Annotated in this window: 12 protein-coding genes and 1 tRNA gene; 7 read left to right on the top strand and 6 right to left on the bottom strand. The window is 55.4% G+C overall.

What is annotated here, in order from left to right:
* Positions 1-15: 15 nt before the first annotated feature.
* Positions 16-111 (top strand) — tRNA-Sec (locus CIC12_RS29080).
* A 308-nt stretch (positions 112-419) separates the two neighbouring features.
* Here the strand turns inward: CIC12_RS29080 and CIC12_RS29075 are convergent.
* From CIC12_RS29075 to CIC12_RS33470, 3 genes are all read right to left on the bottom strand, one after another.
* Positions 420-563: a hypothetical protein gene (locus tag CIC12_RS29075; protein ID WP_446728048.1), complete on the bottom strand. Its 144-nt coding sequence runs from the start codon at positions 561-563 to the stop codon at positions 420-422.
* 26 nt (positions 564-589) lie between these two features.
* Entirely contained in the window at positions 590-1,294 is a 705-nt protein-coding gene (locus tag CIC12_RS29070; RefSeq protein ID WP_238812949.1) for an NIPSNAP family protein, read from the bottom strand.
* Between the two features lie 484 nt (positions 1,295-1,778).
* Positions 1,779-1,934: an SDR family oxidoreductase gene (locus CIC12_RS33470; RefSeq protein ID WP_342030584.1), complete on the bottom strand. Its 156-nt coding sequence runs from the start codon at positions 1,932-1,934 to the stop codon at positions 1,779-1,781.
* Positions 1,935-2,747: 813 nt separating this feature from the next.
* Here CIC12_RS33470 and CIC12_RS29060 point away from each other — a divergent pair.
* The 5 genes from CIC12_RS29060 (at position 2,748) to CIC12_RS29040 (ending at position 8,079) form a co-directional block, all read left to right on the top strand.
* Entirely contained in the window at positions 2,748-3,383 is a 636-nt protein-coding gene (locus tag CIC12_RS29060; RefSeq protein ID WP_238812948.1) for a VOC family protein, read from the top strand.
* A 47-nt stretch (positions 3,384-3,430) separates the two neighbouring features.
* Positions 3,431-4,390 (top strand): PDR/VanB family oxidoreductase, encoded by a 960-nt coding sequence (locus CIC12_RS29055; RefSeq protein WP_168669392.1) that lies wholly within the window; start codon positions 3,431-3,433, stop codon positions 4,388-4,390.
* 82 nt (positions 4,391-4,472) lie between these two features.
* A complete protein-coding gene (locus CIC12_RS29050; RefSeq protein WP_168669390.1) occupies positions 4,473-5,804 on the top strand; it encodes an MFS transporter in 1,332 nt (443 codons plus the stop codon).
* A 670-nt stretch (positions 5,805-6,474) separates the two neighbouring features.
* The gene (locus CIC12_RS29045) at positions 6,475-6,771 is read left to right on the top strand and encodes an NIPSNAP family protein (RefSeq protein ID WP_168669388.1); all 297 of its coding nucleotides are present in this window, start codon (positions 6,475-6,477) and stop codon (positions 6,769-6,771) included.
* 72 nt (positions 6,772-6,843) lie between these two features.
* Positions 6,844-8,079, top strand: a complete 1,236-nt coding sequence (locus CIC12_RS29040) for a cytochrome P450 (protein WP_168669386.1) — start codon at positions 6,844-6,846, stop codon at positions 8,077-8,079.
* Positions 8,080-8,669: 590 nt separating this feature from the next.
* Here CIC12_RS29040 and CIC12_RS29035 read toward each other — a convergent pair.
* The 3 genes from CIC12_RS29035 to CIC12_RS29025 all read right to left on the bottom strand — a co-directional run bounded on the left by CIC12_RS29035 (position 8,670) and on the right by CIC12_RS29025 (position 11,419).
* Positions 8,670-9,500 carry a LuxR C-terminal-related transcriptional regulator gene (locus CIC12_RS29035; protein WP_168669384.1) on the bottom strand — a complete coding sequence of 277 codons (831 nt, stop codon included), beginning with the start codon at positions 9,498-9,500 and terminating at the stop codon, positions 8,670-8,672.
* A gap of 113 nt (positions 9,501-9,613) precedes the next feature.
* On the bottom strand, positions 9,614-10,270 hold the full coding sequence (locus CIC12_RS29030) for a TetR/AcrR family transcriptional regulator (protein ID WP_168669382.1): 657 nt from the start codon (positions 10,268-10,270) through the stop codon (positions 9,614-9,616).
* A 777-nt stretch (positions 10,271-11,047) separates the two neighbouring features.
* Positions 11,048-11,419, bottom strand: a complete 372-nt coding sequence (locus CIC12_RS29025; RefSeq protein WP_168669380.1) for a hypothetical protein — start codon at positions 11,417-11,419, stop codon at positions 11,048-11,050.
* Between the two features lie 153 nt (positions 11,420-11,572).
* Here CIC12_RS29025 and CIC12_RS29020 point away from each other — a divergent pair, with 153 nt between their 5' ends.
* A complete protein-coding gene (locus CIC12_RS29020) occupies positions 11,573-12,754 on the top strand; it encodes an alpha/beta hydrolase (RefSeq protein WP_168669378.1) in 1,182 nt (393 codons plus the stop codon).
* The last annotated feature ends 69 nt before the right edge of the window (positions 12,755-12,823 follow it).

Below are 12,823 nucleotides of genomic sequence, written 5' to 3'. Positions count from 1 at the left end.
AGTTCAATCACCGAAGGAAGGCATTCGTATCCGGTGGTGCGGCTGGGCTTCAAACCCAGTTGAGGACGTCAGACGTTCTCAGGTCGGTTCGACTCCGGCTGCCTTCCGCCACACAGGCTTTCCGGGCTATTCCAACCTCTTCTGTAGAGGTAACCATAAAACTTCCGCTTGGAAGTTAATTGGTTTAAAAATCACCTGCCCGATTTACCTTTTTTACCGTTCCCGATGACCCTAAGCTATGACAGCCGATAGTGCGTAGCCCAGAACTTGGCCGTTGGTTTGCTCGACGTTCAGCCAGCATGTTGACCTTTAACTCGTTGTCCCGTCGGGTGGCAGCGCCGCCGCGCGCAACGCACGGACTTGCGGACGGTGGGCGCGGGTCTGGCCGGCACCGTCTTAGCCAGCGCATCCGGTTCGTTTTATGCCGCGTCCGGGCCACCTTCCTCGGCGCGCCCGGCGGCGTCAATCGTGAAAGCGTCGAGCAAGCGCAGCGTTGCTTTGAGATCGCTGCGCGACATGCCCTTGAGCGCCCGCGCGCGCAGGGCGACGAGCTCTTCTTCCATTTTTGCGGTTGCAGGCGCGTCGACAATTATTCACTGCCGCGGCCGAACTCCGAACGAATCGCGACGCCGGGTGCAACCTCCAGCAGATTGACTTCGCTGCGCTGAAAACAGGTGGTGCCGGTCGTTCGACGTTGTGATGTCAGAACGGCGCGCATGTCGGCGTGATTTTCCATCCAATGGCGCCCCGCGTGCCAAGTGGCCGCATCTGGCCAGGCAAAGAAATATGCCATCTTTTGCATCGCCGGTCCCGAGGCCATATCAAACAGGCCGAGAACTTGCGCTCCTGCTTCGCGAAGCAAGGGCAAGTATGTGTCTCGCAGGAACGCGTTGGCGACAGAATTTTGTCCGGGCGCGATCTCCTGCATGACCAACTCGTGCAACCCTGCTACCGTCGATGCGGGTCTCGTTGGGGCGCCCCACAATGCATTTGGCTTGAGGAAGAGCAAATCATGTCGCTCCACCATTTCATGCCCCGCGTTGGTCGCGGCGCGAATTCTCCACCATTCATCGTCCTGGTAGAAGCTCGCCCAGGTTTCCTCGCGATGGGCGTAGTCGCGATAAGCCATCATGTAGACGAAGCGAGGGGCATTTGGTCCGGCCAACGCGGTCCATCGTCCAACACAGTTCACCCCATGACGCTGGAACAGCGGCGGGAGATGTTGGGCGAATCGATCGTTCACGTCGGCCATTCGGCCGGGCGCGACGGAGTATAGGCGGAGTTCATAGATCATGGTGACAATGATCGGGTCGGAAATAGGTGTTGTCTGCCCCCCCCAAGGGGGACATTCATTTCTCACGGGGGTGTCCCTCCGGGGAGGCACTGGCGGCACAGGTACTGTCCGGCAACATCGCTTACATCGTGCAGGTGCCTTCCTGAAACTTATGCTCACTGTTACCGCACGCACCGGAAGAAATGAAGGCAGCGCTAGATTACTCCTGGGACGGGCAATGCGCGCCGGTCGATACCCGTTGGCACGACTGGCCAATAGACTTAGACGATACGTCGAGGTCCGACTCTGTGCCGCGATCGCGGCACTGACACAGGTGGAGTCAGGTAGCCGCGCGATTTGTTCGAAGGGGCCGGCGCCATGCCGGTCGCCATCACTCACATGGGGCGACGCAGTGGAGGCAAAACCAGAATTCTTGCCGACCCCGCTCAACGCCCGAGTCAGGGGTCTATGCGCGTGTCGTGTGAACCGATTTTACGAGGTGCTGTTAGCGCATATACATGCCGCCGTTGATATCAATGGTTGCGCCGCTCACGAAGGCAGCGTCGGACGAGACGAGATAGCAAACCGCCTCGGCGATCTCATCGGGATCACTGATTCGATCTACCGGTATCGACGCTACGCCCATATATTTGAGTGCCACTTCCTGCCGACACTGCTTCCTGAAGCATTGGCCTGTTGATGGGGCCGGGCGCGATGGTAGTGACTTTGATTTCCATCGGCGGGCGGGAGTCGGGATGGGCGGCGGCTTCTGCAAGAGGGCGACCGACATCCAGATCTGCAATGGCTACCGCGATGCCATCCCGACCCGGTCGTTGGGCGCTAGCAAGCCCAAGCCGCTGGTCTAACCCGTGAAGGGTGCTGAGCAATTGTTGCCATTTCATCAGCTCGTCGCGATCTTTCGCGCACACCGCGACACCGGTGAATATTTGATGCGCCGCATGTGACGGCACTACCGGGGCCGATTGCCCGGCGCGTCGAAAAAGCAAGCGTGGATCCGCCAGTCATGCGGAAGAAAATATTGAAATGAGGTAACCGCTCACCTGGAGGACATACGACCATCGAATACGGCAGGCGTGGCCCCATATGAGCATGATACGGGGGTAGAAGTCAGCGGTAGCAGCAACGACTGGAGGTTGCCCGGGAGTGAGGGTTAGGGGAGGCAATCGTTGGTCGGTGAGTCTCAGTGGTGAGTTCCATCCGGTTATGTGGTCCTGCGCTGTAGCGCTGCTTACATTCAAACCAACTGTGCGTGGGCCGCTCATGCAGGTCTGTCTCTATCGGAGAATGCCTGGACGACTTCGGCGGCCGTATCGAAGAACCAAACCTGCAGTCCGACCGAGGGCGCCGTCAAGGCAGTCAGGGACGCACGCGTACTGGTGTCCCTGTCGTGGGGGACAGCCATATGAAGCGGAGTTGCCTACCATGGACACACCCTCACGAAAGGTTCATTCAAATGGCTACCGAGACACTTGCAACTGATCAGACGTCCCCCGACTCACCGCGCCCGCGCAATCCGGGGCTGACACCGCAGATGCTGAATCATGCAGCCTACGTCACTCACGACGTGGCGGCAACGGCCGACTTCTACACCCGGATCATGGGCATGGAGTTGGCCAGTACGGTGTTTGACGAACGCATTCCCTCGACCGGCGATGATATTCCGTATTTCCACATTTTTTTCCGTATGGCCGATGGGTCGACCATCGCATTCTTTGAGGCGCCGGGCATTCCTGAGCCATCCAAGTCGAGCCATCTGGCCTATGACATCTTCAATCACATTGCGCTACAGGCCAGAGACCGCGAAGAGGTGTTGGCGTGGTACGAGTGGCTTAAGGTGAATGGCGTGCCGGTCATTGGTCCGACCGATCATAAAGGACTGATTCTGAGCATCTATTTTCACGACCCCAGCGGACATCGTCTGGAGATCACGACGCCGCTGGACAAACAGTGGAATCGTCACACTGAGCAAGGCTACCAGGATCTGGCGCAATGGGTGAGTTGCAAGGATGCCGCACAGAGAGAAGGTCGCGATGTGCCAACGGCCCTGCGTGAGCTGATTCGGGAAACACGCCAGCGCTATACCCGGTAAAAGTGCTAGCAAACCGGCTTTACTGTAATTGATGTGGGATTCAGATCATGAATAGTTCTAATCTTATTGAAGTGGTGATCGCCTCGGTGAGGCGGGAGACGGCGGATATCTCGGTGTTTGAGTTGCGCCGCGCCGATGGCGGAACGCTGCCGGGCTTCACTGCCGGCGCGCACATTGACGTGCATCTGCCCAACGGAATGGTGCGCAGCTATTCCCTCTGCAATCCGCAGGCAGAGCGTGACCGGTATGTGATCGGCGTGGCAAACAGTCAGAATGGGCGGGGCGGCTCGAGCTACATGCACGCCACGCTGGCGGTCGGCGACAAGTTGAATATCGGTTCACCGCACAACAACTTTCCGTTGGACGAGGATGCGTCGCATACCGTGCTGATTGCCGGGGGAATTGGCATTACGCCGATCCTCTGCATGGCAGAGCGCCTCGAGTCCCTAGGGCGCTCATGGGAGATGGTGTACTGCGCGCGCACACGTCAACACGCGGCGTTCATCGAGCATCTCTCGGACGAAGCGTACGCGAATAAGATCAGGTTCGTATTCGATGGCGAACCGGGCGCGCAGATGTTAGATATCAGCTCGCTTGCGCAAAGCGTGCCGGCGTCGACGCACCTGTACTGCTGCGGTCCGCAGCCGATGCTGGATGCTTTCGAGGCCGCGACGGTGGGTCGCCCGGACGGTACGGTTCACCTGGAATACTTCTCGGCTAAGGAGGCGCCGGCCAACGAGGGGGGGTTCACGGTGAAGCTGGCCCGAAGCATGAAAGAGTTTCAGATCAAGCCGGGAGAGACGATTCTGGATACCTTGCTGGAAAAGAAGGTCCAGGTGTCGTATTCGTGTCTCGAAGGGACCTGCGGAGAGTGCGTGACGCGCGTGCTGGAAGGGACGCCCGATCATCGCGACGTGTATCTGTCCAAAGACGAGCATGAGGCCAATGACCAGATGACCATCTGCTGCTCCGGATCCAGAAGTACCGTACTCGTGCTTGATCTGTGAGCTGTGGCTGGCTGGTCGTCAGGCTGTAAGGAGGGACATCTGTATTAGAGACTAACTAAAAAACGCAGAGCAAGGAGACGTCGTGGAGAAATCGCAGTCTGCAGCATCGAAACTGAGTCCGGCACAACTAGTTGCAATCTCGGTGGGAAATGCGTTCGAGTGGTATGACTTTGTGGTCTATGCCTATGTTGCAGCGGAGCTAAGCGGAGCCTTCTTCCCAGGCAATGATTCTGGCGTCCATCTGTTACAGGCCTTCGCCGTATTTGCAGTAGCGTACTTTTTCCGCCCCCTCGGCGGCATTCTTTTCGGGCACATTGGCGATCGTTGGGGGCGCAAGCGCATACTCACTGTGATTGTGACACTGACTGGTGTGTCAAGCGCTGCGATTGGAATATTGCCTACCTATAGTCAGGTAGGGATTCTCGCGCCGATTCTGCTTCTGACTTTGCGCATCGTGCAGGGGATCGCTGCCGGCGGCGAATATGGTGGGGCGGCGGCCTATCTTGCCGAGTCGACGCCCGCGCACGAACGCGGTCGCTATATAAGCATCGTGCCGCAGACATCGTATGTCGGATTGCTCTTTGCCTCGCTTCTCCTTAGCGGCTTGCGAGCCGGTTTAGGCAACTCAGCATTCCACGCATGGGGATGGCGCGTGCCTTTTCTGGTTGCACTACCCACGGCATTTATTGCGCTGTGGATGCGGTCGAAGTTGAATGAGTCGACCCAATTCCAACGACTGCGGGATGCAGATGCATTAGAGCACAATCCGCTCTCGAGCAGTCTTCAGCAGGACTGGCGCATTATCTTGCAGGTAATTGGACTAATGGCCTGCTTGTCCGTTGGGACATATGTAATTATGGTGTACCTGCAAACATACCTCTATCGGGTTGGAAGGCTGGACGCCATTTCGGCTCAGTGGGTGATGTCTGCCGTGCTTCTCGCAGCCATCGTCGTGCTCCCGTATGCCGGGCGTTTATCCGACAATTTTGGGCGGCGGCCCACGATGTTTGCCAGCCTTCTGCTCCTGATGATCGTACCTGTTCCAGCCTTCATGATCCTGTCGGCGAGTAATGTCGTACTTTCGCTGATCACGTCCATCACTCTTGCTGCTATCTTCGCCGCGTATCAGGTCGCCTCCCTGACTGCTATGACTGAGGTATTTAACACTGCGCGTCGGCTTAGTGGTTTCAATATCGGGTATAACGTCGCAATTGCGGTTTTTGCAGGACCCACTCCGTATGTTGCTATGTTTCTGATTGAGTCGACGGGGGTAAAGATAGCGCCTGCATACCTCGTTGTTGGGTCGGCGGTTGCTTCAATCCTCACGGCACTGACACTTAAGGAAAGTGCCCCCCTTTTAGTGGAGGTAAGGCGATATCGCGTGAGAGAAAAGGAAAAGCCGACGGCCGTTTAGAGCGAAGGCCGGGCAGCTAACCACACAGCATCGATCTAGAATAAGAAGTGTAGGGTGAAACTACGCCGCCTATTTTCGCTGGCGGTGGTTCGAGAGACGCCCGGCGGGGCGTGCCGCGATGCTGCCACGTGCATAGGGCGTCGAGCAGCGCAGCTTTCCACGCTGCACGGTCCCAGCGGTGCAGCGCTTCCATTCTGGTCATGCCCTTCGGACGAAGTATGTCGCTAGATCGCATACATTGGCATCGGGCCGAGCTGCGACTCCATCGCCGAATAGCGTGTGCCGTCGCAACGGCGTTCAAAGCCCAATACGATTGCAACCTGCACCCGCAACGCGAAAAGTGCGCCTCAAATCGCCCGCGGAACCCGTCAGGAACGGTTGGGGAAGCGGGCCGACTGTACTGCGGAAGCGCATCAAACCACCCGTAGTCGGCACGGCCCTGTAACGTCTCAAGATTGTGCCGAAGTAGTTTGCGGGAGTATGAATCAGCGACTCATATACACAGTTACCGCATGTGCGCTCGCGAAACATAGTTGCGACCAAAGTGCAATTGAACTCGGTCACCTTTGACAGGGACTGACCGATCTTTTTGAATTTGGTTAACTTCATAGAGAGGATGATTTTCCCATCTTCGCTTTCGAGTTCGTCGCTGGTAATAGGAGTGCTACACATGGTTTTTCTTCACGCTCTGATCAAACTTCACCCGGGAAAGCTGCAAGCTTTCAAGAATCGGCTCGCGGTCATGGCTCCCCTCCAGGCCAGGCACGGATGGAAGTTGATCGGGTGCTTCTCGAGTATTTCAGGCGACCTCAATACTGTTATTGACCTTTGGGAGTTGCCGAACCCAAATGCACTGCAGGCCGCGCTCGCCGATCCGGCATTCGCTGAGCATTCTACCGACAAGTGGGAGATAGTTGCCCATGAGACGCTTACCCTTTTTGAGCAGGTACCCGTAGTAACGGCATGAGCTCCCATGCTACCGGCGATCAACGCGCTTAGGTGGGTGACTGTCTAATCTGAATACTATGAGAGACGCAAGATGAAAACGCCAGAATGTCCGATTCAAAACTTCCCGATCTTCCCGCCCGCACGCGATCCGGAGCACCCTTTAGATCCTCCGCCGGCTCTATTGAAGATGCGTGCAGAAGGCGGCGTCGCGCGCATCAAGCAGTGGGATGGTGTGGATGCATGGGTATTCACAGAATACGAAACAGTACGCACCGCGCTCAATGACAATCGATTGAGCGCAGATCCGACTCGCCCCGGCTATCCTGAGAAAAGTGCTGCGTATAAGCAATCCATCGGCAAGGACCGGAATCTGCGCACGATGGATGGTGCAGAGCACGCAGTGCAAAAGAAGATGCTGTTGCGCGACTTCTCAACTAAACGAGTTGAAGAAATGCGCCCGGCGATCAAGCAGAAGATTGAATCTCTAATCGACAACATTATCGCCAACGGACCAACCTTTGATCTGGTTAAAGATTTTGCACTTCCCATTCCCACGATGGTCATCTGCGAAATGCTAGGAGTTCCGTTTGGCGACCGTGAGTACTTCAGCGAAAAAAGCAACGTTTGCACTTCCACTACCGCGTCTTCAGAAGAGGCCGCGAGTGCTGCGAAAGAGCTCTACGACTACATGGAACACCTGATCGATATCAAGCAAGCGAGGCCCGATAACGATCTAGTCAGCCGGTTAGTCGAAGAGCAGCTTAAGCCGGGCCTGCTGTCGCGGAAGGAAGTGATCGAGATGGCACGCTTCATTCTGATCGCGGGTCATGAAACGACCGCGAACATGATCGCGTTGAGCACGATCGCGCTATTGCATCATCCAGACCAAGCCGAATTGTTGCGAACTAACCGGGATGCAGCTTTCGTAACTAACGCGGTAGACGAATTGCTCCGATACCTGTCGGTCACGCACACTGGCCGTCGCCGTGTAGCCGTCGAGGATATGGAGATCGCCGGCCAGCAGATCAAGGCTGGCGAAGGCGTCATCTTATTGAACAGCGTTGGCGATCGCGACGAGTCAATTTTCCCCAATGCCGATCGCCTTGACCTCACCCGAAAAAATGCACGGAACCACATGGCCTTCGGTGGCGGTATCCATCGATGTACTGGCGCTGCGTTGAGCAAATGCGAGCTGGAACTGGTGCATGATTCGATCTGGAAGCGGCTGCCCAATCTTGCGCTCGGCGTCCCTGCATCCGAGATTCCGTACTACGATAGCGGTTCGGTGTACGGCGTGCGCTCGGTCCCGCTAATTTGGGGGCGATAAATTCGTTTGAGGCATCGGAAACACTCACCGGAAAGACGCCTTGACGCCGGACACGACCTTCCAGATTAAACACAATGGGTATATATCGCCATTGAGGACACGTCTGTCGTCATGGAGACCTATGGATTCTCCGGGAGGCAGGGCGCCGTCGATCTGGGGGATCCTGCTACGGCCCAAGGGCATAGACTCGCGGAAACTTCTGATTTACATGCGTCCCACATCGACGGTACAGCTCTTAACCATTCCGGGTGGAACAGTGCAGTGGGGCGCATACGCGCTTTGTGCGGCAAGCCGTTGCGTAAAATATGACACGGTCTTGATAATGGAAAAAGCCGCCCTCGATTCGAGCGCACCCGTGCGTTACGCCAGAAAAAACCTTGGCTGCGGCGAAATGATTTTCTCCGCTGGAAGGCATCTCTCATAGATAAGCGAAATGTAGATCAGCCAAAGCGCCGCAATACTGGTGAGATCGAGCGCGGTTTTGTCGTTGACCCAATACTAGCCGACCTACGCTTCTTGGATCGGACATGAAAATCGGTTAATACATTGCTGGCTTGGGGGCCATAGCCTCATCGACATCCGATGATAGCTCAGGCAGCGGCACCAAGCCGTGGGTTAGCCCATGCACTCCAATTTGCAAGATACCAGCGGAGCAACTCCCGTTCGCAGCCGATACCTAGCCGCTGGTATGCACGCTTTCTGTAGGTCTTGACGCTCTCTTCTCCAATGCCAAGATCAAGAGAGATGCCCAGCGACGACACGCCATAGAGGACGCGTGCACAAACCTCTGATTCACGCCGCGGCAGATTGCTTCGTGCAATCAGGCAACGCTCGATCTCGGAAAGACTGCTCAGCGCAGTTGATACACCAGACCTTGACGCTGACATGGTCACGTGCTTGATCAAGCTCGAAACGAGAATATTGGAAACTGCTGCGAGCTGTTGAACAGCGTCGTCACTAAAAGACTGATTGGGGTCCGTGCAGACAACACTGACGCCTATAATCGAATTTTCAAGACGTCGGCACAAGAGTATCCGATCACGCACGCGGGGAAATATGTAAGCTTTGATCTCGTCGTACGACCGGTCGTTGATATCGGCATGGATCAGGCCCGCGCCTGCGCCGCTCAACCTGCCACGCACCGCCGAGATGGCTGGATCTTTGCGCCACAACCCTTCCTTGAAATAACGAGAAGCGTACGTGATCGCCGACTCACTTTTCTGAAGACTCTCTATCAACAACGAATGGATGCTGTCATTTTCGAACTGAAATCCCGCGCAGTGATCAGCACCGCTGATCGAATTTAACAAACTCAACAGCGTCGAGGCAAACTGTTCGCTTCCAATGCTGTCAATTACTTTGGCAAGCACCTCAGGTCGTCCAAGGCTGCCGCCGTCGCATTCGCGGAAAAGCACTTCCATCTTTGTCTCCTATCGCCATCTGAACCGCGACGCTAGCAAACAAGCAGCGGCAGTTCGTGACGTTATCTTCCGGCCCACTTCCAGTGGTCCTACCAAGGTAGGACCCTGCGCCTTTACTCCGAAGCTTCGCTGAGGCCAGTCCAAACAACTTTCATCGCATTCTTAAATAACGCCTGCTTGATAGCATCATCGTCATTCCACCGCAAAAAAGTCACTAGGCCTTCGAAACTGCATTGCAGTAGTGCACCGCGTAAAGACCGTTCTTCTAGCGTCAAGGCGGGATTAATTTCCCCCACGAGACTTGCGAACATCGTTCTGTACTCTCTGCGTAATCGAATAACCAGATCCTTCGCAAACGGTTCACGCAGTGCTAAGACCCAACTCTCAAAAATTGCTACCGGAAGACCTGGCTTTACCAATTCCCTGAAGGCGTCTTCCGCGATATCTTCTAGTCGCCGCTTGGGCGTGACTTTGCGGTTCTCTGCAAGCTCGCGAAAGCGCTCGAGATATCGCCTCGAGATCTCTTCGATCGTGCAGCGCAGCAGTTCATCCCGGTTGGGAAAGTAATGTTGCAGTGTGCTTAAACGTATGCCTGCTTCGCTCGCTACGCGGTTAATCGCATAGCCCGCATAGCCGACGTCCACCAACACATTGATAGACACCTCAATGATTTCGGGGATTCGACTTTCCCGACTGCCCCGTTTTCGCGACGTAACCGCTGGCTGTAACGGCGCACGAATCGATTCCGACTTGAGTTCAAAATGTTTCATTTTGCTTTCACCGTTGGTTCCGTCGTACGCCGAACCCGGCTCCGTTGATTACGCCGGCCTTCCCATAATGCCGGGACAATGCGGCACCGGCGTTTGTCATTATCCCTGTGTCCATAAGATCAACAATAGGTAGAACAACCAATAGTGTCAATCGTGGAATCGAAGAAAACGTCCACCAAGCGCCCGGTTGCGGCTGAGTGTTAGGCGGCTGACGACGTTATCCGCGAATACTTGTTTACCCGAACGCTTACCTACACGGCTTGAATTTATAGGTTGCGCTACCTATACTCAAGTCATGCATCGTCCGTCGGGCCGCGGTATCTGATTCACGGGAATCTGTCATGTCTACGCACCCTAAGTCGTTACGCCAGCTTGTTGACAAGTGGTTTGTTATTACGCCGCCAGTCAGAGGGCATGTAATCGAATTCGGGCGCACCAGTCGGGAGCAATGGCGCTTCGTCCGAATCGGCGTGTCGCGATCCGATGCTTTGCCTAGCATCGTGTTTTTTCGTCACTACGATGGGTCATGGAACGTCTTCCCACCGTCAAGCTCCGCAACCAGTGTTTTGTCTTGGTCGTAACGTTCATCTGCCGGCCAGCCAAGTCACAATTTCAGTGCTTGAACGCTACACAGGGGCTCAAACACACAATGAACTCGCAATCGATACCAAAAGACTGCGGAGACAAATGTATCGGTGCGTGCAGCCGTTGCTTGCCGAAGTATGGGTTGTTGAACTGGCAAGCACTTAAAGCTGCGGCGCTTACGGTCGCTCTTGCCTACGCCGCGCTCAGCTGAGCGCGGCGGCCACCAAAGATCATCCCCGTTTGACTCCGCCCGCTTCCGCGGTTGCCCGCGCGTACTTCGCTGGCGGAACACGTACGGCGTACCTCCTTGATCATCTTGATCAGCGCACTGAATACGTTCTTACCTTCACGCTTAGCCTTTTCCTTGCACTCGAGCCATTGCGCCAGGTCGGCGTAGCCTTTTTCGGTGTGTCGGTTCCAGTCCTTGTCCAGTGCGGTCGTAATTTCGAGGCGAACACCGGCTGGGCAATGGAGGTAGATTGGCAAGATCAGTCCCTTCTGATTGATTGGGCCAATTACGTTGATGTCGTAGATGTAGGTCCAGGAAATGGTCGTCCCTCGCATTCATGCAGCGCAATTACTCGCGGCGATACTGACTGGCTAAGCAGTAAGAAAGCTGTCCCCTTGGGGGGGGGCTGCATTTCGCCACCTACGAATTTAATCTTATAGGAACGAGAGGTTTTCACGACCTCCCCCCAACCCCCACGGAAAAAGACGATGAGCGCGGACAGAACCTTCGAGATCGATACCCAGTGGCTGCACATCCAATATAGGGATACTTCCACCTTCACCGAAACGTACGGGTTCTCAGGAAACCAAGGAGCGGTAAATCTCGAAGGTATTTTGATGCGGCCCAAGGGCGAGGCCTCCAAAACGCTTTTGATCTACATGCACCCCACATCGACGCTGCAGCTCCTCCCAGTTCCGCGTGCTGCGGTGCAACGTGGTGCACATGTGCTTTGTGCAGCCAGTCGTTATGTTAAAAACGATGCTGCTCTGATTATGGAAAAAGTCGTCCTTGATCTGGGTGCATACGTTCGTCATGCGAAGGAGGTCTTGGGATACGAGAAAATAGTACTTGCGGGCTGGAGTGGTGGGGGCTCATTGGCCCTCTTCTACCAAGCAGAGGCTGAAGATCCTTCGGTCACGCAAACGCCGGCAGGAGATCCAGTGGATTTGAAAAACGCTAACCTTCTTCCGGCAGACGCAGTTATCTTCCAGGCCGCTCACATTTCTCGAGCCCAACTTCTTCTCGATATGCTGGACCCATCGGTTGAAGACGAGACGAACCCGGATAGCCGAGACATAAATTTCGATATCTATGATCCTCGTAATCCCAACCAGCCGAGGTATTCGCCCGATTTCATTTCTGCGTACCGAAATGCTCAACTGAGGCGCATGCACCGAATTACATCGCGCGTTAAAGACACGCTCCAGGAACTGAAACGCCGTAACACCGGCGAAATTGAGCGTGGTTTTGTCGTGCATCGCACGTTGGCGGACCCGCGCTTCCTGGATCCGACGCTCGACCCTAACGACCGGAAGCCGCGCTGGTGCTATCTTGGGAACCCAGAAACGGTGAACACTGGTCCCGTTGGACTCGCGCGATTCTGCACGCTACGATCGTGGCTCTCGCAATGGTCGATTGAAGATTCACGTGCGGATGGGGTCAGTTGCGCTGCCCGAATATCTGCTCCGTTGCTGGTCATCGAGAACACCGCAGACGACGCGGTACCTAAGCCGCACACTCAGATGGTGTTTAATGCTGCTGCTAGTCCGGATAAAACAATGCGTGTCGTAGAAGGCGCAACCCATTACTACGCTGGGCAACCCGAGTTGCTAAGTCAGGCAAACCAGCTAATTCGCAATTGGTTAGCTGAACGTCATCTGATTGAATAGATAGACTAGGTTTGGCTGAACAGAAAATGCATATGCGTACTACGCGCGACTTAAACTAATCAGCCTTGA

The sequence above is a fragment of the Paraburkholderia sp. SG-MS1 genome (assembly GCF_012275575.1).
Taxonomy (GTDB): domain Bacteria; phylum Pseudomonadota; class Gammaproteobacteria; order Burkholderiales; family Burkholderiaceae; genus Paraburkholderia.
Note: the sequence above shows the minus strand (reverse complement) of the source record. Positions and strands in the feature narration are given on the sequence as shown.

Excerpts from the sequence above, each read along its gene's own strand:
- CIC12_RS29025 (WP_168669380.1), bottom strand. The coding sequence starts at position 11,419 with ATGCGAGGGACGACCATTTCCTGGACCTACATCTACGACATCAACGTA.
- CIC12_RS29035 (WP_168669384.1), bottom strand. The coding sequence starts at position 9,500 with ATGGAAGTGCTTTTCCGCGAATGCGACGGCGGCAGCCTTGGACGACCT.
- CIC12_RS29070 (WP_238812949.1), bottom strand. The coding sequence starts at position 1,294 with ATGATCTATGAACTCCGCCTATACTCCGTCGCGCCCGGCCGAATGGCC.
- CIC12_RS29040 (WP_168669386.1), top strand. The coding sequence starts at position 6,844 with ATGAAAACGCCAGAATGTCCGATTCAAAACTTCCCGATCTTCCCGCCC.
- CIC12_RS29055 (WP_168669392.1), top strand. The coding sequence starts at position 3,431 with ATGAATAGTTCTAATCTTATTGAAGTGGTGATCGCCTCGGTGAGGCGG.
- CIC12_RS29030 (WP_168669382.1), bottom strand. The coding sequence starts at position 10,270 with ATGAAACATTTTGAACTCAAGTCGGAATCGATTCGTGCGCCGTTACAG.
- CIC12_RS29020 (WP_168669378.1), top strand. The coding sequence starts at position 11,573 with ATGAGCGCGGACAGAACCTTCGAGATCGATACCCAGTGGCTGCACATC.
- CIC12_RS29075 (WP_446728048.1), bottom strand. The coding sequence starts at position 563 with ATGGAAGAAGAGCTCGTCGCCCTGCGCGCGCGGGCGCTCAAGGGCATG.
- CIC12_RS29060 (WP_238812948.1), top strand. The coding sequence starts at position 2,748 with ATGGCTACCGAGACACTTGCAACTGATCAGACGTCCCCCGACTCACCG.
- CIC12_RS29045 (WP_168669388.1), top strand. The coding sequence starts at position 6,475 with ATGGTTTTTCTTCACGCTCTGATCAAACTTCACCCGGGAAAGCTGCAA.